The 24,285-nt window shown below is 71.5% G+C and carries 26 protein-coding genes; 20 read left to right on the forward strand and 6 right to left on the reverse strand.

What is annotated here, in order from left to right:
• The first annotated feature begins 230 nt into the window (after positions 1-230).
• The 11 genes from ACGFZP_RS06685 to ACGFZP_RS06735 all read left to right on the forward strand — a co-directional run bounded on the left by ACGFZP_RS06685 (position 231) and on the right by ACGFZP_RS06735 (position 9,636).
• Positions 231-674, forward strand: coding sequence for a hypothetical protein (locus ACGFZP_RS06685; protein WP_392929273.1), 444 nt, complete (start codon positions 231-233; stop codon positions 672-674).
• Positions 675-959: 285 nt separating this feature from the next.
• On the forward strand, positions 960-1,772 hold the full coding sequence (gene atpB, locus ACGFZP_RS06690) for a F0F1 ATP synthase subunit A (RefSeq protein ID WP_392929274.1): 813 nt from the start codon (positions 960-962) through the stop codon (positions 1,770-1,772).
• Positions 1,773-1,864: 92 nt separating this feature from the next.
• Entirely contained in the window at positions 1,865-2,101 is a 237-nt protein-coding gene (atpE, locus tag ACGFZP_RS06695; protein ID WP_148642913.1) for an ATP synthase F0 subunit C, read from the forward strand.
• Between the two features lie 40 nt (positions 2,102-2,141).
• On the forward strand, positions 2,142-2,702 hold the full coding sequence (locus tag ACGFZP_RS06700) for a F0F1 ATP synthase subunit B (protein WP_387945394.1): 561 nt from the start codon (positions 2,142-2,144) through the stop codon (positions 2,700-2,702).
• A complete protein-coding gene (locus tag ACGFZP_RS06705; RefSeq protein WP_392929276.1) occupies positions 2,699-3,514 on the forward strand; it encodes a F0F1 ATP synthase subunit delta in 816 nt (271 codons plus the stop codon). Before ACGFZP_RS06700 ends, ACGFZP_RS06705 begins: the two co-directional genes overlap by 4 nt.
• 153 nt (positions 3,515-3,667) lie before the next feature.
• Complete coding sequence (gene atpA / locus ACGFZP_RS06710; RefSeq protein ID WP_392929278.1) at positions 3,668-5,242, forward strand: F0F1 ATP synthase subunit alpha; 1,575 nt, start codon at positions 3,668-3,670, stop codon at positions 5,240-5,242.
• Between the two features lie 32 nt (positions 5,243-5,274).
• Positions 5,275-6,189: a F0F1 ATP synthase subunit gamma gene (locus ACGFZP_RS06715; protein ID WP_392929280.1), complete on the forward strand. Its 915-nt coding sequence runs from the start codon at positions 5,275-5,277 to the stop codon at positions 6,187-6,189.
• A 2-nt stretch (positions 6,190-6,191) separates the two neighbouring features.
• Complete coding sequence (gene atpD / locus ACGFZP_RS06720) at positions 6,192-7,637, forward strand: F0F1 ATP synthase subunit beta (RefSeq protein WP_392929282.1); 1,446 nt, start codon at positions 6,192-6,194, stop codon at positions 7,635-7,637.
• 184 nt (positions 7,638-7,821) lie between these two features.
• Positions 7,822-8,205: a F0F1 ATP synthase subunit epsilon gene (locus tag ACGFZP_RS06725; RefSeq protein WP_392929284.1), complete on the forward strand. Its 384-nt coding sequence runs from the start codon at positions 7,822-7,824 to the stop codon at positions 8,203-8,205.
• A 148-nt stretch (positions 8,206-8,353) separates the two neighbouring features.
• On the forward strand, positions 8,354-8,854 hold the full coding sequence (locus ACGFZP_RS06730) for a DUF2550 domain-containing protein (protein WP_030302766.1): 501 nt from the start codon (positions 8,354-8,356) through the stop codon (positions 8,852-8,854).
• 209 nt (positions 8,855-9,063) lie between these two features.
• Positions 9,064-9,636: a cob(I)yrinic acid a,c-diamide adenosyltransferase gene (locus ACGFZP_RS06735; RefSeq protein WP_392929286.1), complete on the forward strand. Its 573-nt coding sequence runs from the start codon at positions 9,064-9,066 to the stop codon at positions 9,634-9,636.
• A 5-nt stretch (positions 9,637-9,641) separates the two neighbouring features.
• Here ACGFZP_RS06735 and ACGFZP_RS06740 read toward each other — a convergent pair whose 3' ends face one another.
• The gene (locus ACGFZP_RS06740) at positions 9,642-10,220 is read right to left on the reverse strand and encodes a hypothetical protein (RefSeq protein WP_392929289.1); all 579 of its coding nucleotides are present in this window, start codon (positions 10,218-10,220) and stop codon (positions 9,642-9,644) included.
• Between the two features lie 157 nt (positions 10,221-10,377).
• On the opposite strand from ACGFZP_RS06740, the gene ACGFZP_RS06745 reads away from it, so the two are divergent.
• The 5 genes from ACGFZP_RS06745 (at position 10,378) to ACGFZP_RS06765 (ending at position 16,657) form a co-directional block, all read left to right on the forward strand.
• On the forward strand, positions 10,378-11,589 hold the full coding sequence (locus tag ACGFZP_RS06745) for a sensor histidine kinase (RefSeq protein ID WP_392929290.1): 1,212 nt from the start codon (positions 10,378-10,380) through the stop codon (positions 11,587-11,589).
• Positions 11,586-12,236 (forward strand): response regulator, encoded by a 651-nt coding sequence (locus ACGFZP_RS06750; RefSeq protein WP_392929292.1) that lies wholly within the window; start codon positions 11,586-11,588, stop codon positions 12,234-12,236. Before ACGFZP_RS06745 ends, ACGFZP_RS06750 begins: the two co-directional genes overlap by 4 nt.
• Positions 12,237-12,404: 168 nt before the next feature.
• Positions 12,405-13,274: a 3-hydroxyacyl-CoA dehydrogenase family protein gene (locus tag ACGFZP_RS06755; RefSeq protein WP_392929294.1), complete on the forward strand. Its 870-nt coding sequence runs from the start codon at positions 12,405-12,407 to the stop codon at positions 13,272-13,274.
• Positions 13,275-13,641: 367 nt separating this feature from the next.
• A complete protein-coding gene (locus tag ACGFZP_RS06760; protein WP_392929296.1) occupies positions 13,642-13,986 on the forward strand; it encodes an STAS domain-containing protein in 345 nt (114 codons plus the stop codon).
• 277 nt (positions 13,987-14,263) lie between these two features.
• Complete coding sequence (locus ACGFZP_RS06765; protein ID WP_392929298.1) at positions 14,264-16,657, forward strand: ATP-binding protein; 2,394 nt, start codon at positions 14,264-14,266, stop codon at positions 16,655-16,657.
• A 16-nt stretch (positions 16,658-16,673) separates the two neighbouring features.
• Here ACGFZP_RS06765 and nucS read toward each other — a convergent pair whose 3' ends face one another.
• Positions 16,674-17,333 carry an endonuclease NucS gene (gene nucS, locus ACGFZP_RS06770; RefSeq protein WP_392929300.1) on the reverse strand — a complete coding sequence of 220 codons (660 nt, stop codon included), beginning with the start codon at positions 17,331-17,333 and terminating at the stop codon, positions 16,674-16,676.
• 461 nt (positions 17,334-17,794) lie between these two features.
• Between nucS and ACGFZP_RS06775 the strand changes: the two genes are divergently transcribed.
• Complete coding sequence (locus tag ACGFZP_RS06775; protein ID WP_392929302.1) at positions 17,795-18,187, forward strand: SCO5389 family protein; 393 nt, start codon at positions 17,795-17,797, stop codon at positions 18,185-18,187.
• Positions 18,188-18,333: 146 nt separating this feature from the next.
• Here ACGFZP_RS06775 and ACGFZP_RS06780 read toward each other — a convergent pair whose 3' ends face one another.
• Complete coding sequence (locus tag ACGFZP_RS06780) at positions 18,334-19,638, reverse strand: LLM class flavin-dependent oxidoreductase (RefSeq protein ID WP_392929303.1); 1,305 nt, start codon at positions 19,636-19,638, stop codon at positions 18,334-18,336.
• 227 nt (positions 19,639-19,865) lie between these two features.
• Between ACGFZP_RS06780 and ACGFZP_RS06785 the strand changes: the two genes are divergently transcribed.
• Complete coding sequence (locus ACGFZP_RS06785) at positions 19,866-20,186, forward strand: ATP/GTP-binding protein (protein WP_387945214.1); 321 nt, start codon at positions 19,866-19,868, stop codon at positions 20,184-20,186.
• A 33-nt stretch (positions 20,187-20,219) separates the two neighbouring features.
• On the opposite strand, the gene ACGFZP_RS06790 is transcribed toward ACGFZP_RS06785, so the two are convergent.
• Positions 20,220-20,987 (reverse strand): ABC transporter permease subunit, encoded by a 768-nt coding sequence (locus ACGFZP_RS06790; RefSeq protein WP_387945216.1) that lies wholly within the window; start codon positions 20,985-20,987, stop codon positions 20,220-20,222.
• Between the two features lies 1 nt (position 20,988).
• Complete coding sequence (locus ACGFZP_RS06795) at positions 20,989-21,993, reverse strand: ATP-binding cassette domain-containing protein (protein ID WP_392929305.1); 1,005 nt, start codon at positions 21,991-21,993, stop codon at positions 20,989-20,991.
• Positions 21,994-22,085: 92 nt separating this feature from the next.
• On the opposite strand from ACGFZP_RS06795, the gene ACGFZP_RS06800 reads away from it, so the two are divergent.
• Together ACGFZP_RS06800 and ACGFZP_RS06805 are read left to right on the forward strand one after the other, a co-directional pair.
• Positions 22,086-22,880 carry an alpha/beta fold hydrolase gene (locus ACGFZP_RS06800; protein ID WP_392929307.1) on the forward strand — a complete coding sequence of 265 codons (795 nt, stop codon included), beginning with the start codon at positions 22,086-22,088 and terminating at the stop codon, positions 22,878-22,880.
• Positions 22,877-23,188: a hypothetical protein gene (locus ACGFZP_RS06805; protein WP_392929309.1), complete on the forward strand. Its 312-nt coding sequence runs from the start codon at positions 22,877-22,879 to the stop codon at positions 23,186-23,188. The genes ACGFZP_RS06800 and ACGFZP_RS06805 overlap by 4 nt, the downstream gene beginning before the upstream one ends.
• Before the next feature lie 83 nt (positions 23,189-23,271).
• Here the strand turns inward: ACGFZP_RS06805 and ACGFZP_RS06810 are convergent, their stop codons facing one another.
• A complete protein-coding gene (locus ACGFZP_RS06810) occupies positions 23,272-24,201 on the reverse strand; it encodes a cellulose-binding protein (protein ID WP_218201876.1) in 930 nt (309 codons plus the stop codon).
• Between the last annotated feature and the right edge of the window lie 84 nt (positions 24,202-24,285).

Genomic DNA, 24,285 nt, shown 5'->3' on the forward strand with positions numbered 1-24,285 from the left:
GGTGCCACACATTCATGGTAAAGCTCTCATCAAATAGTTTGTGATACCGTTCACGAGTACCGAGAACACGCCGAAAGACCTCACAGGTGGATGACTTCCGTCCCTGGTCGGTCTCCCTCGACGGCCCCGTCGTCAGACGGCCGGCCCGCGGCGGCCTCCCGGTCCGGTGCCACCCACCACGTTCTGTGCCCGTCCCCCCGCCACATCGACATGCCGCCGGAGTTGCCGACATGCCGTCCAACGACGCCCGGATCCTCCGAGGCGCCGCGATCCCCACTGCGGTCGCCGGAGTCATCGCGATGGTGATCTCCCTCGCCGTCGCGGGCACCAAGGGGCTGCTCGGCGCTCTCTTCGGAACGCTGCTGGTGATGGCCTTCTTCAGCTTCGGCCAGGTCGCCCTCGACCGGCTGACCAGGAACAACCCGCACATCATGATGGCCGCGGCGCTCCTGGTCTACACGACGCAGATCCTGCTGGTGGGCATCGTCCTCGCGGTCTTCAAGGACACCGAGCTCTTCAACCGCCAGGCCTTCGCCTTCACCCTGCTCGGCTGCGCGCTGATCTGGACCGGCTTCCAGGTCCGCGGTGCGCTCAAGGCCAAGACCTTCTACGTCGACCCGGACGCCTCCGAAAACAAGGCCGACAAGCCTTCGGACTCGGGGCGTCAACAGTGACGAGCCCGGACTGTCCCCCCAACGAGGGGGGCGGTGTTTATGCCGCACTGACGGGCTGCTATCGTCCGTCGCAACAACGGAACACGGGAAGAGGCCTGGCCTGTCCGAGTCATGGACGGATCGCCCCCCGGATCCGCGAAGTCTTCGATGATCCCTCTGCGGTGCGCCGCACTGCTGCGCGGGGTCGGCGAGATACCCATCAAGTTTCAGTGCCGCTCCGTGGCCGCAGGCCACGCCGACACACCGAGGTTGCCGTAACCATGCGTCACGACGAAGGAGTCCGTGGTGAGTGCTGAACTCACGTCCCTCGCCTCAGGCAGTTGCCACTTCGGGGACGCTGGCTGCGGCTTCCCGGCCCCGGGCCTGAACGAGTTCCAGTTCGAGCCGATCTTCACGATCGGCAGCATCGAGTTCAACAAGCCGATGCTGCTGTCGTTCATCGTCTCCTTCCTGGTGGTCGCCTTCTTCTGGGCCGCCTTCGCCAAGCCGCGAGTGGTGCCCGGCAAGATGCAGCTGGTCGGTGAGATCGGCTACGACTTCGTCAAGCGGTCCATCGTGCTGGAGACGATCGGCAAGAAGGGCGAGAAGTACGTCCCGATGCTCGTCTCGATGTTCTTCTTCATCTGGATGATGAACATCATGTCGATCATCCCGTTCGCCCAGTTCCCGGTGATGGCGGCGATCGCGTTCCCGGCCGGCCTCGCGGCGATCGTCTGGGTCACGTACATGACCCTGACCTTCAAGAAGCACGGCTTCGTCGGCGGTCTGAAGAACCTCTGCTGGCCCTCGGGCATCCCCGGCTGGGTCATGTTCATCCTGGTGCCGATCGAGTTCTTCTCGAACGTTCTCGTGCGCCCCTTCACGCTCGCGGTCCGAGCCTTCGCGAACATGTTCGCGGGCCACCTGCTGATCGTGATGTTCTCCATCGCCTCCTGGTACCTGCTCAGCCCGACCCTGGGCGCGCTCTACGGCTCGGTCTCCTTCGTGGTGACCATTGCGCTGACCGCCTTCGAGCTGCTGGTCCAGTTCCTGCAGGCCTACATCTTCGTGATGCTGGCCAGCAGCTACATCGCCGGTGCCCTCGAAGAGGCGCACTGAGCCAGGGGGCCTTCGGCCCTCCCTGAACCAACCTCCCGGATCGCCCGGTGGCCAATCACCACCGGTTCACCACCCTGCAAAGGACAACTGCAATGAGCTTCCTCGCTGAGGGCACTGTCTACGGTTCCGTCGCTTCCATCGGCTACGGCCTCGCCGCGATCGGCCCCGGCATCGGCGTCGGTCTCATCTTCGGTAACGGTGTCCAGGCCATGGCCCGTCAGCCCGAGGCCGCGGGCCTGATCCGCTCCAACATGTTCATCGGCTTCGCGCTGACCGAGGCGCTGGCCCTCATCGGCATCGTCATGCCGTTCGTCTTCGGCAACAAGTAATCCCGCCGCAGACCCTTTCGAGGAAGGTCCAGATATGAGCATGGGCATTGTGGCTCAGCTTGCGCAGGAGGAGGAGAAGATGAATCCTCTCCTCCCCGCGTGGCCGGAGATCATCATCGGCCTGCTCTGCTTCTTCATCGTCTTCGGCCTGCTCGGCAAGAAGCTCCTCCCCAGCATCGAGAAGGTGCTGTCGGAGCGCCGGGACGCCATCGAGGGCGGCATGGAGCGGGCGGAGACCGCTCAGGCTGAGGCCCAGGCCCTGCTTGAGCAGTACCGGGCCGAGCTCGCCGAGGCGCGGCACGAGGCTGCTCGGATCGTCGAGCAGGCGCGCGAGCAGGGTGCTGCCCAGCTCGGCGAGATGCGCGAGGAGGGCCAGCGTCAGCGCGAGGCCATCGTCGCCGCCGGCCACGCCCAGATCGAGGCCGACAAGAAGCAGGCGACTGCCGCCCTGCGCCAGGACGTGGGTTCGCTCGCTTCGCAGCTGGCCTCCCGCATCGTGGGTGAGTCCCTTGAGGACCACACCCGGCAGAGCGGCGTGATTGACCGCTTCCTGGACGAGCTGGAGGCCAAGGCCGCCGTTGCTCAGGGTGCGGCCAAGTGATCGGCGCAAGCCGCGAGGCCCTCGCCGCCGGGCGGCAGAACCTCGAAAGCCTGACCGACTCCACCTCGGTGGACGCGGTCAAGCTCGCCGAGGAGCTCACCGCCGTCACGGTCCTCCTGGACCGTGAGGTGTCGCTGCGCCGCGTCCTGACCGACCCGTCCCGGTCGGGCCAGGACAAGGCCCAGCTGGTCTCCTCGCTGCTGGCCGGCCAGGTCTCCGGCGAGACGGTGGACCTGGCCTCCGGCCTGGTCCGCTCCCGCTGGTCGGGCTCGCGCGACCTGGTGGACGCCACCGAGGAGCTGGCCGCGTACGCCGAGGTCATCGCCGCCGAGAAGGCCGGTGTCCTGGACGACGTCGAGGACGAGCTCTTCCGGTTCGGCCGGGTGGTGAGCGGCTCGCACGAGCTGCGTTCCGCGCTGACCGAGCCCAAGGCCGGCACCGCCTCCAAGGCGGAGCTGATCAAGAAGCTGCTCGGCGGCCGCGCCAACGCGGGCACCGTCCGGCTGGTCACGGCCCTGGTCACCCACCCGCGTGGCCGTAGCCTTGAGCAGGGCCTGGAGTCCTACTCGCGGCTCGCCGCGGCGCGGCGCGGTCGCGTGGTGGCCCTGGTCACCACCGCGGTGCCGCTTTCGGACGGCCAGAAGGAGCGCCTGTCGGGCTCGCTGGCCCGGCTCTACGGTCGCCAGGTGCACCTGAACATCGACGTCGACCCCCAGGTCGTCGGCGGTGTCCGGGTCGAGATCGGTGACGAGATCATCGACGGCACCGTGTCGAGCCGCCTCGAAGGCGCTCGCCAGTCGCTCGAAGGCTGAGCACCCCGAAGCACATCCGACCCTCGGTCGGGAACCGGCTCCACCGGAGCCGGCAAATCGTACGGCCGGTTCGAGAGACCCGGCCGAGAGTCGAATACTTGCGGCCCTCAATGGCGGGCCGAGGATCGCAAACTAGGAGAGCAGGGAAGCCTGATGGCGGAGCTTACGATCCGTCCGGAGGAGATCCGGGACGCGCTGGCCGACTTTGTCCAGTCGTACCAGCCGGACGCCGCCTCGCGTGAAGAGGTCGGCACGGTTACTGACGCGGCGGACGGTATCGCGCATGTCGAGGGCCTGCCCTCGGTCATGGCGAACGAGCTGCTGAAGTTCGAGGACGGCACGCTCGGCCTCGCGCTGAACCTCGACACCCGTGAGATCGGTGTCGTCATCCTCGGCGAGTTCGGCGGCATCGAGGAGGGCCAGACGGTGCGTCGCACCGGCGAGGTCCTCTCCGTGCCGGTCGGCGACGGCTACCTCGGCCGCGTCGTGGACCCGCTGGGCAGCCCGATCGACGGTCTGGGCGACATCGCCGCGACCGGTCGTCGTGCCCTGGAGCTGCAGGCTCCGGGTGTCATGGCCCGCAAGTCGGTCAAGGAGCCGCTGCAGACCGGCATCAAGGCCATCGACGCGATGACCCCGATCGGCCGCGGCCAGCGCCAGCTGATCATCGGCGACCGCCAGACCGGCAAGACCGCGGTGGCCGTCGACACGATCATCAACCAGCGTGACAACTGGCGCTCGGGCGACCCGAAGAAGCAGGTCCGCTGCATCTACGTCGCCGTGGGCCAGAAGGGCTCCACCATCGCGTCCGTCCGCGGCGCCCTGGAGGAGGCCGGCGCGCTGGAGTACACCACGATCGTGGCTGCTCCCGCCTCCGACCCGGCCGGCTTCAAGTACCTCGCCCCGTACACCGGCTCGGCCATCGGCCAGGAGTGGATGTACGACGGCAAGCACGTCCTCATCATCTTCGACGACCTGTCGAAGCAGGCCGAGGCGTACCGCTCCGTCTCCCTGCTGCTGCGCCGCCCGCCGGGCCGCGAGGCCTACCCGGGTGACGTCTTCTACCTGCACTCCCGTCTGCTGGAGCGCTGCGCCAAGCTGAACGACGCGCTCGGCGGCGGCTCGATGACCGGTCTGCCGATCATCGAGACCAAGGCGAACGACGTCTCGGCGTACATCCCGACCAACGTCATCTCCATCACCGACGGCCAGTGCTTCCTGGAGTCCGACCTGTTCAACGCCGGCATCCGCCCGGCCGTGAACGTCGGTATCTCGGTCTCCCGCGTCGGTGGCTCCGCCCAGATCAAGGCCATGCGCTCGGTCGCCGGCCGTCTGCGCCTGGACCTCGCCCAGTACCGTGAGCTGGAGGCCTTCGCCGCCTTCGGTTCCGACCTGGACGCGGCCTCCAAGGCCCAGCTGGAGCGCGGTGCGCGCATGGTCGAGCTGCTGAAGCAGGGCCAGTACCAGCCGTTCCCGGTCGAGGAGCAGGTCGTCTCCATCTGGGCCGGCACCACCGGCAAGCTGGACGACGTCCCGGTGGCGGACATCCGCCGCTTCGAGCGCGAGTTCCTGGACCACGTGCGCCTGCAGCACAAGGACCTGCTCGCCGGCATCGTCGAGACCGGTCTGCTGGCCGAGGGCACCACCGACGCGCTGACCACCGCGATCGACGCCTTCAAGCAGGGCTTCACCACCGCCGACGGCAAGCTGCTCGGCGAGCAGGCCTGAGTCCGGTAGCGAGGGAAAGGACGTAACGACCCATGGGAGCACAGCTTCGGGTCTACAAGCGCCGGATCCGCTCTGTCACCGCGACGAAGAAGATCACCAAGGCGATGGAGATGATCTCCGCGTCGCGCATCGTCAAGGCGCAGCGCGCGGTGGCCGCCTCCACTCCGTACGCCGATGAGCTCACCCGGGCGGTGACGGCGGTGGCCACCCGGTCCAACGCCAAGCACCCGCTCACCACCGAGAACCCGAACGCCTCGCGTGCCGCCGTCCTGCTGGTGACGGCGGACCGCGGCCTGGCGGGAGGTTACTCGACCAACGCCATCAAGCAGGCGGTCCTCCTCAGCGCGAAGCTTCGCGCCGAGGGCAAGGACGTGGTGACGTACATCGTCGGCCGCAAGGGTGTCTCGTACTACAACTTCCGTGACCTCTCGGTCACGGGGTCGTGGACGGGCTTCTCCGACAAACCGACGTACGGTGACGCGAAGATCGTGGCGGCCGACCTGATCGAGGCCTTCACGGCCGAGACCGGCGGCGTGGACGAGCTCCACCTCGTCTCCACCAAGTTTGAGTCCATGCTGACCCAGACCGCGGTGGACGCCCGCCTGCTGCCGCTGAAGCTCGACGAGGTCGAGCTCAGCGACCAGTCGAAGGCGAAGCACGAGATCTTCCCGCTGTACGACTTCGAGCCGTCGGCGGAGGGCGTCCTCGACGCACTGCTGCCGCGGTACGTCGAGAGCCGGATCTACAACGCGCTGCTGCAGTCGGCCGCCTCCGAGCACGCCGCACGTCGGCGCGCGATGAAGAGCGCGACGGACAACGCCGGAGAGCTCATCAAGTCGCTCACGCGGCTTGCCAACTCGGCCCGTCAGGCCGAGATCACCCAGGAAATCAGCGAGATCGTCGGCGGTGCCAACGCCCTCGCCGACGCTAGCCGCGGGAGCGAATGAGAATGACCACCACTGTTGAGCCGACCACGGCGACGGGCCGCGTCGCGCGGGTCATCGGCCCGGTCGTCGACGTGGAGTTCCCCGTCGACGCGATTCCGGAGATGTACAACGCCCTTCACGTCGAGGTCGAGAACCCCGACGGCTCGGGCAAGAAGACCCTGACCCTTGAGGTCGCCCAGCACCTCGGCGACGGCATGGTCCGCGGCATCTCGATGCAGCCGACCGACGGCCTGGTCCGCGGCACGCAGGTCAGCGACACCGGCTCCGCCATCTCGGTGCCGGTCGGCCAGATCACCAAGGGCAAGGTTTTCAACGCCCTCGGTGAGGTGCTGAACGTCGACAAGGGCGAGTTCGAGTCCCAGGTCGAGGTCCGCTGGCCGATCCACCGCAAGGCCCCGGACTTCAAGGACCTCGAGTCCAAGACCGAGATGTTCGAGACCGGCATCAAGGTCATCGACCTGCTCACCCCGTACGTCACGGGTGGCAAGATCGGTCTGTTCGGTGGTGCCGGTGTCGGCAAGACCGTTCTGATCCAGGAGATGATCTACCGCGTCGCCGAGAACTTCGGTGGTGTGTCGGTGTTCGCCGGCGTCGGCGAGCGCACCCGTGAGGGCAACGACCTCATCGACGAGATGGTCGACTCGGGCGTTCTGGACAAGACCGCGCTGGTCTTCGGCCAGATGGACGAGCCGCCGGGCACCCGTCTGCGCGTCGCGCTCTCCGCGCTGACCATGGCGGAGTACTTCCGTGACGTCGAGAAGCAGGACGTGCTCCTCTTCATCGACAACATCTTCCGGTTCACCCAGGCCGGTTCCGAGGTGTCGACCCTGCTCGGCCGTATGCCCTCCGCGGTGGGCTACCAGCCGAACCTGGCCGACGAGATGGGCCTCCTCCAGGAGCGCATCACCTCGACCCGCGGTCACTCGATCACCTCGATGCAGGCGATCTACGTCCCCGCGGACGACCTGACCGACCCGGCCCCGGCCACCACCTTCGCCCACCTGGACGCGACGACCGTTCTGTCGCGCCCGATCTCGGAGAAGGGCATCTACCCGGCCGTCGACCCGCTGGACTCGACGTCCCGCATCCTGGACCCGCGCTACATCGCGATGGACCACTACGACACGGCCATCCGTATCAAGGGGATCCTGCAGAAGTACAAGGACCTCCAGGACATCATCGCGATCCTCGGTATCGACGAGCTGAGCGAGGAGGACAAGATCACTGTCCACCGCGCCCGCCGTATCGAGCGCTTCCTCTCGCAGAACACCTACGTGGCGAAGCAGTTCACCGGTGTCGAGGGCTCGACCGTGCCGCTGTCGGAGACCATCGAGGCCTTCAACTCGATCGCCGACGGCAAGTACGACTCCATCCCGGAGCAGGCCTTCTTCATGTGCGGTGGCATCGAGGACCTGGAGCGCAACGCCGCCGAGCTGGCGAAGAAGTAATCGCGGCCGGTAGCAGCTGAGCGACCGTGAGGGGTGGGCCCCAGCCCTGGGACCCACCCCTCGCGTCGCATCGGCTGTGATTCAGGTCAAATCCGTGCCGCCGGTTTCATGCCGGAGGCGCGGGCCCGTTATTCTTACCGAAACTCCCGAGTAATCGGGCGTTGCATGAGCCTAGGAGCCCACGTTGGCTGAGCTGCACGTCGAGCTGGTCGCAGCCGACCGCAAGGTGTGGTCCGGTGCGGCCACCATCGTTGTCGCACGTACGGCCTCCGGTGACACCGGCATCATGCCGGGACACACCCCGGTGCTGAGCGTGCTGGAGACCGGTCCGGTCACCATCCGCACGGTGGGCGGCGGCACCGTTATCGCCGCCGTGCACGGAGGCTTCATCTCCTTCGCCGACAACAAGGTGTCTCTGCTTGCGGAGATCGCCGAGCTGGCGGACGAGATCGATGTCGCCCGTGCCGAGCGCGCGCTGGACAAGGCCAAGTCCGACCTGGACGAGCACGCCGAGCGGCGCGCCGAGGTGCGCCTGTTCGCGGCGCGCGGCCTCAAGGCCCACGCCTGAGCAAGCTTGACCCCGCAGTGGCGGGGTCGACCGACGGTCCCGGGGACGCGTGAGCGTGACCCCGGGACTGTCGTATCAGTTGGTAGGTCAACGCGGTCGCTTGATACGACCGATACGGGGAACGCGGGCAGCGAGGAGGTAGGTGAGCATGGTCCTCGCCCTTGTGGTGTGTGCGGCGGTCGTGGCACTGGGCGTGATCGGCCTGGTGGCCTTCGCGGTACGCCGCCGTGTCATCCAGCGGGTCGGCGGAACGTTCGACTGCAGCTACCGACTCAAAATGCCCGCCGACGCGTCGACGCAGCCCGACCTCGACGAGAACGGCAAACCCACCTCGGCCCCGGTTCCGCAGACCGATGGCAAGGGGTGGGTTTTTGGTATCGGCCGGTACAGCGGCGACTCCATCGAGTGGTTCCGGGTCTTCTCCTACGCCCCGCGCCCGCGCAAGGTGCTGCCCCGCCGGGAGATCGAGGTCCTCGGTCGGCGCTACCCCGAGGGCCAGGAGGAGCTGGCGCTGCTCTCCGGCTCGGTCGTGCTGCGCTGCCTGCACAACGGCGCCCCGCTGGAGCTTGCGATGAGCGACGACGCGCTGACCGGCTTCCTCGCCTGGCTGGAGGCCGCCCCGCCCGGGCAGAGGGTCAACGTCGCGTAGCGGCGGGACCCTCGGGGTGGGGGCACCCCCGGCCGGACCCTCGGGGTGGGGGCACCCCCGGCCGGACCCTCGGGGTGGGGGCACCCCCGGCCGGACCCTCGGGGTGGGGGCACCCCCGGCCGGAGGCTGGGGGAGGGTCAACGTCGCGTAGCGGCGGACCTCGGGCCGGGGGTTAACGCGGCCTAACCTGGCTCGCTAGTCTTGGCGGCATGGTCAATCTGACGCGCATCTACACCCGTACCGGCGACGACGGCACCACCGCGCTCGGTGACATGAGCCGTACGACCAAGACCGACCCGCGGCTGGCCGCGTACGCCGACACCAACGAGGCCAACGCCGCGATCGGTGTGGCGATCGCCGCCGGCGGGCTCTCCGAGGACGTCGCCGCGGTGCTCACCCGGGTGCAGAACGACCTCTTCGACGTCGGTGCGGACCTGGCCACCCCGGTGGTGGAGGACCCGAAGTACCCGCCGCTGCGGGTGCTGGAGTCCTACATCGACAAGCTGGAGGAGGACTGCGACCGCTACCTGGAGCCGTTGGAGAAGCTGCGCAGCTTCATCCTCCCCGGCGGCACCGCGGGCGCCGCGTACCTGCACCTGGCCTGCACGGTGGTACGGCGGGCCGAGCGGTCGACCTGGGCGGCCATCGACGAGCACGGGGACACCGTCAACCCGCTCACCGCCAAGTACCTCAACCGGCTGTCCGACCTGCTGTTCATCCTGGCCCGTACGGCCAACAAGGAGCAGGGCGACGTGCTCTGGGTGCCGGGCGAGAACCGCTAGGCCGGTCAGGAGTCCCGGCCGACCAGGTGGCCGTTCCCGACGGGGGCGCCGGCCGGGGCCTCCTTGGGCCAGATCGAGTAGCAGGCGGCGACGATCACGTTGACGACGGCCGCGATGCCCAGCCGCAGGTACCAGCCGGTGAAGTCGTCGAAGTGCGCGGCGCCGGCGGAGAGCGGGACCAGCGCGGTGATCAGGGCCAGGGTGATGCCGGCCGAGACCACGGTGCGCCGGCAGATCCGCCACTCGTGGCTGGTCCGCTCGGCGCCGTACTTGGGCGGGCGCTGCGGTTTGGGGCCGCCGGCGAAGCGGTACTGGAAGTGCCGGTCGGCCCAGCGCACCAGCGACGGCCCGTAGCCGATGGAGAAGCCCGCGTAGCTCGCCGCGAGCGCGTGCGTCCAGCTCGCGGTGGCCCCGCCGCGCAGGTCGAGCACGGTGAGCGCGAACAGCGTCAGGTCCACCGCGGGCAGCCCGACCAGCAGGACGGTGCTCAGTGCGCGCCGGCGCAGCAGGTAGCGGGCGGCCAGACCGAGGGCGAGGAGAACCCAGAAGGCGACCTCGGCCGCGAGGATGAGGGTGACGATCATGGTGTACTCCGGGACTCTCGGCGGTGCCTCCAGCCTCCCCGGTGCGGGCGCGCCCGTCATCGTCGCCGAAGGCGAGCCCGGCCTGCATCTTTCGGTGTACGACGGCTCCTCCCCGCACCGGAGCCGGGGGCCCGCCCGGAGATGATCTGATGGGGTGGTGCGCAGACCCACCCTCACCCCGCGGCAGGAGGACCGAGCGATCGCCCTCGGCGGGCTGCTCGGCGGCCTGCTGCTGATCGCGTTCAAGGTGTACGACCACTCCGAGGGCGTCCCGCGCTGGATGGTGCTGCCGCCGCTGCTGGTCACCGCCTGCCTGGAGCTGTTCCGCCGGACCCGTCCGATCCTGACGGTGGCGCTCGGCGGGGTGGTCTTCGCGGTGAGCATCTTCACGGGTGCGCTGATCGCGACCACGATCATGTACACCGACCTGCTCTACGCGAGCGTGCTCTACGGCAACGCCCGGATGTCGCGGATCCTGCACCTGACCGGTGCCGGGTCGGTCGTGGTGCTGAGCAGTCTGGCCTTCCTCTACAGCGACGCCCCCACGGCGCTCGCGGTCGTGGTGATCACCACGCTGATCTTCCTCGGGCCGGTGTGGACCGGCGACCTGGTGCGCAGGCACCGCGAGGAGGCGGAGACCCAGCGGCTTCGGGCCGAACAGACCGCGCTGCTCTCCGAGATGGACCGGCGGGAGGCGGTCGTCGCCGAACGGGCCAGGATGGCAAGGGAGTTGCACGACGTGGTGGCCAACCACCTGTCGGCCATCGCGATCCACGCCACCGGCGCGCAGTCGGTGGCCCGCCGTCAGCGCCGAACCGAGGACGACCCGCTGGTGGAGGTGCTGAGGGTGATCCGGGAGAACAGCGTCCAGGGATTGGCCGAAATGCGCCGCATGATCGGGCTGCTGCGGGACAGCGGCGGGGGAGAGGCCGACGAGTCCTATGCCGCGCCCGACCTGGACGCGGTCGACGCGCTGCTGGCCAAGGCCCGGGCGGCCGGGCAGGACGTCGGGCTGGACTTCGAACTGGAGCAGAGCGGTGAGCGCGGCACGCTGGCGGTGCCGGTCGGGCTGGCGGCGTACCGGATCGTGCAGGAGTCGCTGACCAACACGCTCAAGCACGCCGGTCCGGGGACGGTCCGGGTGCGGCTGGAGTACCTGCCGCGGGAGCTGCGGATCGCCGTGGACAGCCCGTACCGCAGCGGCGCCGGCCAGGCGCTGCCCGGCGCCCGGGCGGGCATGGTGGGGATGCGGGAGCGGGCCGGACTGCTCGGCGGCGACTTCGAGGCCGGCCCGCACGGGGAGCTGTGGAGCGTGCGCGCGGTACTGCCGCGCGCCTTGGTGACCGAGGAAGGCGAGGGCCGGGCATGACGATCCGGGTGCTGGTGGCCGAGGACCAGGCGGCCGTGCGGGCGGCGCTGGTGATGATCCTGAGCGCCGAACCGGACCTGGAGGTGGTCGGACAGGCCGCCGACGGGGAGGAGGCGGTGCGCCTCGCGCTGGAGCTGCGGCCCGACGTCGTCCTGATGGACGTGCAGATGCCCCGGCTGGACGGCGTCTCGGCGACCCGCGAGGTGGTGGCCGCCGGGGCGGCCCAGGTGCTGGTGCTGACCACCTTCGACCTGGACGAGTACGTCTACGGCGCGCTGCGGGCCGGCGCGGCCGGGTTCCTGCTCAAGGACCTGGAGGCGGACACCCTGGTCGAGGGCATCCGCACGGTGGCCCGCGGGGACGGCATGCTGGCGCCCTCGGTGCTCAGGCGGCTGATCGGCACCTTCGCCCGCCCGGACCGCACGGTGGGGCCCGACGCGCGGGCGGCCGTCGCGGCGCTCACCCCGCGCGAGCGGGAGGTGCTGGCGTGCATCGGCGCCGGGCTGTCCAACGGCGAGATCGCGCGGCGGCTGGAGATGGCGGAGGCGACCACCAAGACGCACGTCAGCCGGATCCTGTCGAAGCTGGAGCTGCGCAGCCGGGTGCAGGCGGCGATCCTCGCGCAGGACCTCGGGCTGACGGTCTGATCGGGTGACCAGGTCGGGCACAGATCACACTCTCGAATGGCACCACGCGGGCCTGAAGGGCATTAGAGTCCGCGCATGAGCGACGCGGCTCCGAAGCGGGTGACCCCTGCCCTGAGCCGCCTTCAGGGCCCGCCCAAAGGGCGGCGACGGCATCCGGGAGACCCAGCCATGAGCAATGCGTCCAGCCAGCAGATCGCCGTGATCGGCGCCGGCCTGATGGGGGCCGGCATCGCCCAGGTCTCCGCGCAGGCGGGGCACCCGGTGGTGCTGCGGGACGTCACCGAGGAGGCGCTGCAGCGCGGCCTCGCCGGCATCCGCGCCTCGTACGACAAGTTCGTCGCCAAGGGCCGGCTGACCGCCGAGGACGCCGAGGCGGCGCTCGCCCGGATCACCACCACCACCGACCTGGGCGCGGTCGCCGAGGCCGACATCGTGGTCGAGGCGGTGTTCGAGCAGCTGGAGGTCAAGGAGGGCGTCTTCCGCGAGCTCGACAAGATCGCCAAGGACGGCGCGGTGCTGGCCTCCAACACCTCCGCCATCCCGATCACCCGGATCGCCGCCGCCACCGGGCGCCCCGAGTCGGTCGTCGGCGTGCACTTCTTCTCGCCGGTGCCGCTGATGAAGCTGGTCGAGCTGGTGCGCGGCTACAAGACCAGCGACGCGACGCTGGCCACCGTCCGCGCCTACGCCGAGGGCGTCGGCAAGGACGTCGTGGTGGTCAACCGCGACGTGGCCGGTTTCATCACCACCCGCCTGATCACCGCCCTGGTCGTCGAGGCCGCGAAGCTGTACGAGTCGGGCGTCGCCACCGCCGAGGACATCGACGCGGCCTGCCGCCTCGGCTTCGGCCACCCGATGGGCCCGTTGGAGACCGCCGACCTCACCGGTGTCGACATCCTGCTGCACGCCGCCCACAACATCTACGCCGAGACCCAGGACGAGAAGTTCGCCGCCCCCGAGATCATGGCCCGCATGGTCACGGCCGGTGACCTGGGCCGCAAGAGCGGCCGGGGCTTCTACCCCTACCCGGGCAAGTGATCCGCCGGCTCGGATGAGCAGGGCCGGGCCCGCGATCAGCGCATCGCGGGCCCGCCTCCGAGGGGGCGGGTGAGTTTCCTCACGCCGGGTGCCGCAGACGGGTGATTTGGGCGGTAATCGAGCGTAGGTGTGGGGAGTTACTGCGTATATTCCCTCGGACGAGTGAAGTTGCTTCAGATCTGGCCGGAACCAGCAACCTGCGGACCTGGTTCACCGTCAGATGAGGGGGAACCCGACCCGGCACTGATGCCGCGGCCGGGCCCGGGCGCGGGGCCACGGCCCGCCCGGATGGACACCCCGCCCCCGGACCCGGCGCGGCCGGGGCGGAACGATCCCGTACCAGGCCTGCCAGGCGGAGGAGGAGAGCATGCGCATCACCGGCGACCACACGGCGCTGGCCATCGAAGGCCGCCTCGACGTGCGCACCGCCGCCGACGCCCGTGCCCGCCTGCACCGGGCCGTCGACGGCGGCCGGGGCGACCTCGTCCTGGATCTCGCCCGGCTGGACTTCTGGGACGCCACCGGACTCGGCGTGATCATGGGCACCCACCGCCGGGCCGGCCGGATCGGCCGCCGACTGGTGCTGCGCGCCGTCCCGGCCCAGCTCCAGCGCCTGCTGGTGGCCACCAGGCTGCACCGCATCCTCGCCGTCGAGGGCATCACCGTCGACCACCTCGGTGCGAACCTGCCCGCCCTGGGGCCGGTCCTCTAGCGCCCGGCACCGTCCGGCTCGGCCCGGCACCGTCCGGTCCCGGCGGCGGGCACCGCCCCTGGTCCGGCCGCCGTCCGCGGGCCCGGCCCGGACCGCCGCTGCACGGGTGGGGCCGGATGTGCGAGAGTCTGCCGTCAGAGAATTCGGCCGCCGGAGCCAGGTCCGGCTCCCCCCGGTCTTCGGCCGGGCGGGGGTCCGCCGACCGGAGGCCGGGGGCGTACCCCGGCACGGGAGCGGCCGCACGCAGTCGTCGGCCGAGCATGGGGCGAGGTAGAACGTGGGACAGCCATCCGGTGAGTTCCGGCAGGAGGCCGTACGCACCCGGGGCGGTGAGCTGGTCTCCGGCGGCCTGCTGGTGAGCGTCGGCACCCCGGACGGCTCCGAGGTGCGCCCCTGCCCCGAGGAGTGGCGCCCCCGCCCCCGCCGGATCGAGCGCAGCGAGCCCGCCCGCGGCCCGGTCGGCGGCCCCGGCCGCGCCGTCGGACCGCTCGCCCTCGGCGCCGGGGCGGCCGACCTGCCGCTGCTGGACCGCGAGGCCGACATCGCCCAGCTGCTCGGCCTGCTCGCCGAGGGCCGCTCGATACGCCTGGTCGGCCAGGCCGGCTCGGGCCGCAGCGCCCTGCTGTCGGCGGTCGCCGAGGCGGCCGGGGACATCGCCCCCGGCGGCGTCGTCCAGCTCTGCGGTCACCGCCGCACCGCGGCCGACCTGCTCCAGGACCTCTTCGCCGCCACCCACCACGCCCCCGGCTACCGGCCCGACCCGGGGCAGCTCGCCGAGCACCTGGCCAGGGTCGGCGCGGTCGTGGTGGTCGACGAGGTCGAGTGCGTCGGCCCCGAGCTGGAGCAGCTGCTCGCCGCGGCCCCCGACTGCGCCTTCCTGCTCTCCGTCACCCCGGACAGCCCCGCGCTGCCGCTCGACTCCCGGCTGCAGGACCACCTGGTGGCCGGGCTCTCCCGGTCCGCCTGCCTGGCGCTGGCCGCCCGGCTGGCCGGCCGGGCGCTGGACCCGTCCGAGAAGGCCTGGGCGGTCGACCTCTGGTTCGAGTCCGAGGGCCTGCCGCTGCGCTTCGTCCAGGCCGCCGCGCTGCTGCGCCAGCGGGACGTCGCGGTGGACGCGCTGGTGGCCGCCGAGGAGGACCGGCTGGGTGTCTTCGGCGCGGTCGAGGAGCCGGTCCAGCACCCCGACCCGGCGATCCGCGAGGGCGAGCTGCGCGGCACCTTCCCGCTGCCCTCCGTCGCCGAGAGCGCCTCACCCGCCGTCCGGCTCGCCGAGGGGCTCAGTGAGCCCGCCCAGGCCGTGCTGCGGCTCGCCGTGGCACTCGGCGGCGAGTGCCCGACGGCGCCCCACCTGCCCGCGCTGATCGACGTGGGCCAGGGCGAGAGCGCCCTGCACGAACTCGCCGACTGCGGGCTGGCCGTCTCCATCGGCGGCCACCACCGGCTCACCTCGGGCGCGTTGGAGCTGCTCGCCCCGCACTGGCCGGCCCGTCGCAGCATCGACGGCGCCGCCCAGCACTTCGCCTGGTGGGTCGGGCACAGCTCGGTCTCCACCCGGCAGATCGCGGCCGAGGCGGAGGTGGTGATCGGCGTACTGCTGGCCGACGCCGCCGCCGGGCGCGACGGCTCGGTGCTGCGGCTGGCCCGGGCGGCCGCCCCCGCGCTGGCGCTGTCGCTGCGCTGGGGGGCCTGGGAGCAGGCCCTGCAGCTCGGTCTGGAGGCCGCCCGCCGGAGCGGCTCGCGCGGCGACGAGGCTTGGTTCCGCCACGAGTTGGGCGTGTTCGCGATCTGTGCGCGGGAACCGGCCCGCGCGATGGCCGACCTGGAGGCCGCACTGGCCCTGCGGGCCGCGCTGGGCGAGCCGCGGGGGGCCGTCGCGGCCCGTCGGATGCTCGACCTGCTGCGCGCCGACGGGCGTCAGCTGCCCGCGGCCGGGTCGGTCGGCCAGGCCTCGCCCCGGCGGCCCGTCATCCGGGCCATCGCGCAGGTGCCGTGGCGTTTCAAGAGCACCCCGGGAACGGCCGGCGGCACCCGGCGGACGGTGATCGCCGCCTCGGCGGCCGTGCTGGCGCTGGGAGTGCTCGGGACGGCGGTCGCGATGAGCGTCACCGGCTCGGAGAAGCCCGGCGGCGACCCGCACATCAGCACCGAGGACGGCTCGGGCCTGCCCGCGGGCCTGCCGACGCCCCGCCCGAGCCTCAGCCCCGGCGCGACGGCCTCCGGCGGCACGCAGGACCCGGCCGCCCCGGCCGAGGAGCAGTCGAGCCCGGAGGCCTCGGCGAGCAGCGGCGGACCGTCGCACTCGCCCTCGGCCTCGCCGTCGAAGAAGCCCGGCAAGTCGCCGACCGCCACGGCGAGCACCCCGCAGTCCCCGGATCCGGGCCAGTCGCCGCCTCCGGCCGGCGGCGCGGTCGGCGGCGGTGCGGCGGGTGGCGGGGCGGGCGGCAACCCGCCGCCGCCCGGTGGTTCGGGAGGCGGCGGCAACGGCGGGGCCGGTGGGACCGGCGGCAACGGTGGGACGACGGGTGGCGGCGCGGCCGCCGGCGGTACCGGCACCTCGCCGTCGCCCTCGCCGTCCACGGCGAGCACCCCGCCCTCCAGCAGCCCCAGCTCCACGCCCAGCACGACGCCGTCGGGCACGGGCAGCCCGACCGCGTCCGGATCGCCGTCCTGACGCGGTCGGGGACCGGTCAGAACAGCTTGAGCTTGTCGTCGTCGATGCCGCGCAGCTCGTCGTAGTCCAGCACCACGCAGCCGATGCCCCGGTCGGTGGCCAGGACGCGGGCCTGGGGCTTGATCTCCTGCGCGGCGAAGACGCCCTTCACCGGGGCGAGCAGCGGGTCGCGGTTGAGCAGCTCCAGGTAGCGGGTGAGCTGCTCGACGCCGTCGATCTCGCCGCGCCGCTTGATCTCGATGGCGACGGTCGCGCCGTCCGAGTCGCGGCACAGGATGTCGACCGGGCCGATCGCGGTCGGGTACTCGCGGCGGATCAGCGACCAGCCTGCGCCGAGCACCTCCATCCGGTCCGCGAGCAGCTCCTGGAGGTGGGCTTCGACGCCGTCCTTGATCAGACCCGGGTCCACCCCGAGTTCGTGGGAGGAGTCATGCAGCACCTCCTCCAGCGTGATGATGAGCTTCTCGCCGGCCTTGTTCTCCACCGTCCAGACCCCGTCGGCCTCCTTGAGGACGCACGGCGGGGACATCCAGTTGAGCGGCTTGTAGGCGCGGTCGTCGGCGTGGATGCTGACGCTGCCGTCGGCCTTGACCAGGATGAGCCTGGTGGCGGAGGGCAGATGGGCGGAGAGCCGACCGGCATAGTCGACTGAGCAGCGGGCAATTACGAGACGCACGGTCGACCACGCTAGCCCACCGGGGCCAGTTGATGCGATTCCGCGACGGCCGGGTGAAGAAACCGCGAACCCGACGAACATGGATGTTCGGCGGTTCGACGATTGCCCGCCACGCTCTGGCGCCCACACCCATAGGTAGCTACCGTGTGTGACGGCACGATTGCGGGGCCGCTGTCAACGGGGATGGAGACGGCAGATGAACGATCCGACGGGATCAGGCCATTCTGGTGCAGTGAGTCGTATTTCCGGAGCAATCCGAAGGAACCACCGGCCTCGTCCACGGATGGCTGCCACGCTGTTGTGAGCGGTTGACGCCCTGTGCCCAACCGCCTCCGCACGGTGCCGGAAACAGCCGTCCGACGGCGTTCCGGACACCACGCGCGATCGCCCACCCTCACCCTCAGCTTGGACAACGCAGAACCACCCGGGCGCCGCGCGGGTGGACCGCGAGAGGAGAATCCATGTCGCTCGACGTCTCACCGGCCCTGCTGGAGAAGGCCGAGCGGGGCGAGGTCGACGAGCGGGAATTCGTCGACTGCGTCCGCGTCTCCCTGCCGTACGCCTGGGAGCTGATCAGCTCGCTGGTCGCCCAGGCGAAGGTCGACGGCACCGACTTCGCCGACAACCAGGTACCGCCGCCCAGCGAGCAGGCCCGCGGCCAGCTCCTCCGGGCCCTCGCCAGCGACGCGATCCGGGGCGCCCTGCAGCGCCACTTCGGCGTCCGGCTGGCTTTCCAGAACTGTCACCGGGTGGCGGTGTTCCTGCCGTCGGACGCCAACGAGGCGCGTTTGCAGCGCTTCACGTCCGTCCGGGAGCAGCTGCTCAACCAGTCCGACGAACTGCGGGACTGCTGACCGGCCGCCAGGCCGGTCGGATCGCAGGACGCCACCGGGCCGCCCCGCCCCCGCCGAGACGTCGCCCGATCGGGACGTCGAGGGGGAGGGGCGGCCCGGGCCGTCGCAGAACCGTTCCGGCGCGGCGACGGCGGCCTCCACAGGTGTCAGCCCAGCTGCGGCAGGACCTCGGAGCCGAGCCGGGCGATGTTCTGCAGCGTCGCCTCGCGATCACCGCTGCCCTCGGCGAGCAGGGCGAAACGGCGGATGCCGGTCCGCTCGGCGGTCGCCAGCAGGCGGTCGGCGCACTGCTTCGGCGTGCCCACCGCGTGCAGGTCGCAGAGCAGTTCGGTGTACTCGTGCGGGTCGCGCATCTTGCGCTCCCGGCCGTCCACCGTGCGGTGCGCGCCGAGCCCGTACTCGAACCAGCCCGGCATCGAGCGCAGCAGGGTGGCCCGGGCGGCCGAGGTCCGGTCGTCGACCTGGGCCACACCGGCCGCCACGTGCTGCCGGTTCACCCGGCGCAGCTGCTCCTCGCTGCGCCCGGCGGCCAGCCAGGCGGCCCGGTACAGCTCCAGCATTCGCAGCTTGTCCTCGTCCCCGGAGTGCATCCCGAGCAGCATCGGCAGGCCGCGCTCGGCGGCGAGCCGGACCCCGCCGGGGGAGGTGCAGGCGACCACCACCGGCGGGCCCGCCACCGGGCGCCCGGCGGGCGTGAGTTCCCCGTCCGCGGCGTCGGCGTCCTTGCGCTGGCGAGGGAACCGCGGCAGCGCGCCCTGGTCGCCGAGACCCAGCCAGGAGCCGAGCTCGGGGCGGCGGGCCGGTTCGGACGCCCGGGGCACCACGGCCACCTCGGGGAAGTCGAACTGCGGCCCGTCCCCGCCCACCCGGGAGCCGCGCAGCCAGCGCAGCAGCAGGTCCAGCCGCTCCGGGAACCCCTGCTCGAACGCGTCCACGCCGCCGCCGAAGACGGCCAGGTCGATCCACGGCCCGCCGCGTCCGACGCCGAGCGTGAACCGCCCGTCGGAGGTGAGGTGCAGCAGCGCGGCCTGCTCGCCGAGCGTCACCGGGTGGGCGGTGGACAGCACGCTGACGGCCGTTCCGACGCCGATCCGACGAGTCCGGCCGAGCAGCAGCGCGGCGAGCGTGGCGGCGTTCGGGCAGACCCCGTAGGGGACGAAGTGGTGTTCGGCCAGCCAGACGGAGTCCAGCCCGGCGCGCTCGGCCTCGACGGCGGCCCGCACGGTGCGGTCCAGCGCCTCGCCGTGGGTCTGTCCGGGGAACTGCGCCGAGAGCAGGAAGGCGCCGACCCGGACGGGAGCGGTGTCGGCGGGCAGCGCGGCCGCCCGCTCGGGTACGGGCAACGGGGTGCCGGGGGTGGCGGTCACCGGGGCGTGCGGCACCGGGCCGGGGGCGGGCGGACGCACCCCGACGGGTCGTCGGGCCTCGGCGCGGGCACTGGTCTTGGTCATCGATGGGCCTCCTCGGGTGCGCGCAGGGTCTGCGGGCCCCGCCTGTCCCCTCGTGAGTAACCGATGTCATGTGCCAATGGCACGCCGAACCACCAATTTCCCAGAAGATCGGGTGGATATCACGGGAAACACCGGAGCTCCGGGCGATGCCGTGATAGAGGCCCGGGAGATCGGATTCCGGCCGTAGGCTGGGATGGTTCCGCGCCCCCGCAGAAAGGTAGCCAGCCGTGCCGCGCCGCAACCGGATCAAGATCGCAGCCGACCACGAGGCCGCGGAGCCGGCACCCCCGCTCGGGGGCTCGCTGCGCCGCACCGAGAACTACCAGGGCGAGGAGTGGGTGGTCCAGACGGTGGCCGGGACGGCCGGCCGTCACTACCGCTGCCCGGGCTGCGACCAGGAGATCCCGCCGGGCGTCGGGCACGTGGTGGCCTGGCCGATGCACGGCGCCGGGGTGGACGACCGCCGGCACTGGCACCGGGCCTGCTGGGGCGCCCGGGAGCGGCGGGCCTCCAACATCCAGCGCGGCCGCGGCGCCCCCCGCTACTGAGCGGCGCCACGGCCGCGCTCCGGCGCGGACCGGTCAGGCGTCGCGGTTCTTCAGCACCAGCGCGCCGCCCACCAGTGCGGCGAGGGTCCAGGCCAGGCAGATGGTGAAGCCGGTCCACGGTCCGTAGGGCTGGCCGTGCTGCTCGTACACCAGCAGCATCCGGGAGCCCGCGTAGTCGGGGAAGTAGTGGGCCAGCGTCTTGACCTTCGGCACCGCCGAGAGGATCGGCGAGAGCAGGAAGAAGAACGGCACCAGCACACCCAGCGCCAGGGTCTGGTTGTGCAGCATCGCGGTGACGCCGGCCGAGAACAGGCAGAGCATCGTCAGGTACAGCGCCGCGCCGAACACCGCGCGCAGCACGTTCGGGTCGCCCAGGCCGGTGGAGTGGTCGCCGAGCAGCGCCTGGCCGACGAAGAACGTGATGAACGCGGTGACCAGGGAGACCGCCAGGGCCAGTGCGCCGAGCACCACGGCCTTGCCGGCCAGCAGGGTGCCGCGCTGCGGCACGGCGGCCAGGGTGACCCGGATCATCCCGCTGCTGTACTCGTTGCCGACGGCCAGCACGCCGAAGACGATGATGGCCAGTTCGCCGAGGATGATGCCGGAGAAGGCGGTGCCGGTGGCGTCGAAGGGGGTGTCCTCGTCGCCCCGGAACTCGCTGAAGTTGTTGTTGGTGAGCAGGGACAGCAGCGCGCCGACGCCGAGGGTGATCACGAAGGCCAGCGCGAGCGTCCAGACCGTCGAGCGGACACTGCGGATCTTGGTCCACTCGGAGCGCAGGACCGCGGGGAAGGACGCCATCTCAGTTCTCCTCCTGCCGGACCGTCGCCGGCTGCTTCACTGCCGCGTCCTGCCAGCCGGCGCCCCAGGTGCCGGGGGCCCCGGCCGCGTCGCGGCCCTCGCCGTCGCCGGCGTGGTACTCCACCGAGTCGGCCGTCATCTGCATGAACGCCTCCTCCAGCGAGGCCTGCTGGGGGCTGAGCTCGTGCAGCACGACGCCGTGGCCGGCGGCGAGCTCGCCGAGTCGGGCGAGGTCGCCGTCGACCACCTCCAGGGAGCCGTCCGGACCTGGTTCGGACCGCAGCCCGGCGCCGGCCAGCGCGTCCAGCAGCAGCTCCGGCTGGGGGGTGCGCAGCCGGACGGCGGAGCGGGAGTTGCGCCGGATGAACTCGGCCATCGGCAGGTCCGAGAGCAGCCGGCCGCGGCCGATGACGACCAGGTGGTCGGCGGTGACGGCCATCTCGCTCATCAGGTGGGAGGAGACGAAGACCGTCCGGCCCTCGCCCGCGAGGCGCTTCATCAGGTTGCGGATCCAGAGGATGCCCTCCGGGTCCAGTCCGTTGACCGGCTCGTCGAACATCACGATCTCCGGGTCGCCGAGCAGCGCGGAGGCGATGCCGAGGCGCTGGCCCATGCCGAGCGAGAAGCCCCGGGCGCGCTTGCGGGCCACCGGGGTGAGCCCGACCAGGGCGAGCACCTCGTCCACCCGCCGGGTGGGGATGCGGTTGCTCTGGGCGAGCCAGAGCAGGTGGTCGCGGGCGGTGCGGCCGGGGTGGACGGCCTTGGCCTCCAGCAGCGCCCCGATGTACTTGAGCGGCTCGCTGAGCTGTCCGTACCGCTTGCCGTCGATGGTGACGCGGCCGCCGGTGGGCCGGTCGAGATCGAGGATCATGCGCATGGTGGTGGACTTGCCCGCACCGTTGGGGCCGAGGAAGCCGGTGACCACGCCCTGCGGCACCTGGAAGCTCAGCCGGTCCACGGCGAGGGTCTTGCCGTAACGTTTTGTCAGGTCGTGCAACTCGATCATTCGGACTCCCTTACTCTCCGTCAGGCTATGACAAAGCGGACATGGCGGCCCGCTGAGTGCGCCCGCCGGGCGTGCCGAACTACGGTGGGGCCATGACCCAGCTCCCCTCCGCACTGTCGGTCCGCGAGAGCGGTACCGGAATGCCCCTCGTGCTGTTGCACGCCTTTCCGCTCAACGCCTCGATGTGGAGCGCCCAACTCGACGGGCTGCCCGGTCTGACCGGTGACGAGGCCCGGGTGCTCGCCCCCGACCTGCGCGGCTTCGGCGGCACCGAGCTGGGTGCGGACGAGCCCTCGCTGGACGCGGTCGCCGACGACATCGCGCTGCTGCTGGACGCGGCCGGGATCGACCGGGCGGTGCTCGGCGGACTGTCGATGGGCGGGTACGTGGCGCTGGCCTTCGCCCGCCGCCACCCGCAGCGGCTGGCCGGCCTGCTGCTGGCGAACACCAAGGCCACCGCGGACGCGGACCAGGCCCGGGCCAACCGGGAGCGGATCGCCACCGCGGTGCTCGCCCGGGACAGCGTCCGGCTGCTGCTCGACGAGCGGATGGCGGCCGGTCAGCTCGGACCGGACTCCGGGCACCTGCTCGACCGCGTCCAGGGGATGATCGCCGCGGCCCCTCCGGCGTCCGTCGCCTGGGCACAGCGGGCGATGGCGGCCCGGCAGGACACCCTGGAGGTGCTGGCCGGGGTGCGGGTGCCGGTGGCCGTCGTGGTGGGCTCCGAGGACGCCCTGACGCCGGTCTCGGAGGCCGAGCGGATGGTCCGGGCGCAGCCGGCGGCCGAGCTGACCGTCGTCCCCGGGGTGGGCCACCTGAGCGCGCTGGAGGCCCCGGAGGAGTTCAACGCCGCCGTGCGCGGACTGCTGGCGAGGGTGGCGGGATGACGGAGGACGCGGCCGGCTGGGACTTCTCGGCGCTGCAGGTGACCGGTCGGATGCCGGTCACCAACCGCAGCGAGGAGCTGGTCGAGCTGACCCTGGAGCCGCTCGGCGAGGACTACTGGATGCGGCCGGGCGAGACCTTCATCGTCACCTCGTACGGGGACTACGGCTCGGGGCACCCCTTCGAGGTGCAGTACTGGCCGGACTCGGTCTCGGTCTGGTGCACCTCGTGGTTCGGCACCGTCTCGGACGACGACGGGAACCAGCTGAGCTGCGGCCACCAGCGGCCGGACGGGGCCTACCCCCGGTGAGCCGGGCCCGGCCGGTCGGCGGCCCCTGACGGAGCAGCACCACGGGCCCCCACCCCGGAGGGTGGGGGCCCGTGGCGGCGGCGTCAGCGCGACTGCTGGGCGGGCACGCCCATGGTGTCGTCGTTCGGCAGCGAGGCGGCGGCCACGGCCGCGCCGGTCAGCGTCGCCAGCATCTCGCGGACGTTGGTCAGCTGGGCGTTGATGCTGTCGCGGCGGTTGGTGAGCGCCGCCAGCTCGCGCTCGGACTCGCTGCGGATGCGGTCGGCCTTGGCGTTGGCGTCGGCCACGATGTCCTCGGACTGGCGCTGGGCCGTCTCGACGGTCTGACGGGCGCGGCGCTCGGCGTCGGTGCGCAGCTTCTCGGCCTCCAGGCGCAGCTGCTCGGCCCGGTGCTCGATCTCGGCCAGGCGCTTCTCGGCCTTGGCCTGACGGGCGGCCAGGTCCCGCTCGGACTGCTCCCGGCGCTTGGCCAGGTTGGTCTCGAACTCCAGCGCGGCCTGGGCGGCCTTGGTGCGGGTCTCCTCGAAGAGGGCGTCCGCCTCCTCACGCTTGTTCTGGGCGTCCTTGTTGGCCTCGGCGCGCAGCTGGGCGCTGTCGCTCTTGGCCTTGTCGACGATCCGCAGACCCTCGTCCTCGGCCTTGGCCTTGCGGTCCTTGGCGTAGTTCTCGGCCTCGGTGCGGACCTGCTGGGCGGCGGCCTCGGCGAGCTCGCGGTGCTGCTCGGCGGCGCGGTGCGCCTCGTCGCGCAGGTCCTTGGCCTCCTCCTCGGCCAGCCGCAGGATCTTCTCGACCCGGGCGCCGAGACCGGCGTAGGAGGGCTCCGCCTCGGTGACCGCCGCCTGAGCGGTCTGGGTCTCCAGGTGGAGTTCCTCGATGCGCTTCTCCAGCGCGCTGATCCGGGTCAAGGCACTGTCACGGTCGGCCACCAGCTTGGTGATCCGCTCGTCGACCTGGGCACGCTCGTACCCACGGCGCACCAGGTCGAAGCCGTGAGGGGAGTGACTGTCGCTCATGGGGTTCTGGGCTTCCTGTCGTCAAACCGCTGAGGTGGTTGAGGGAATCCTGACACGGTACCGGAGTGTCGTCGGCGAAATGCC

The organism is Kitasatospora sp. NPDC048239 (assembly GCF_043202015.1).
In the GTDB taxonomy this organism is placed as follows: domain Bacteria; phylum Actinomycetota; class Actinomycetes; order Streptomycetales; family Streptomycetaceae; genus Kitasatospora.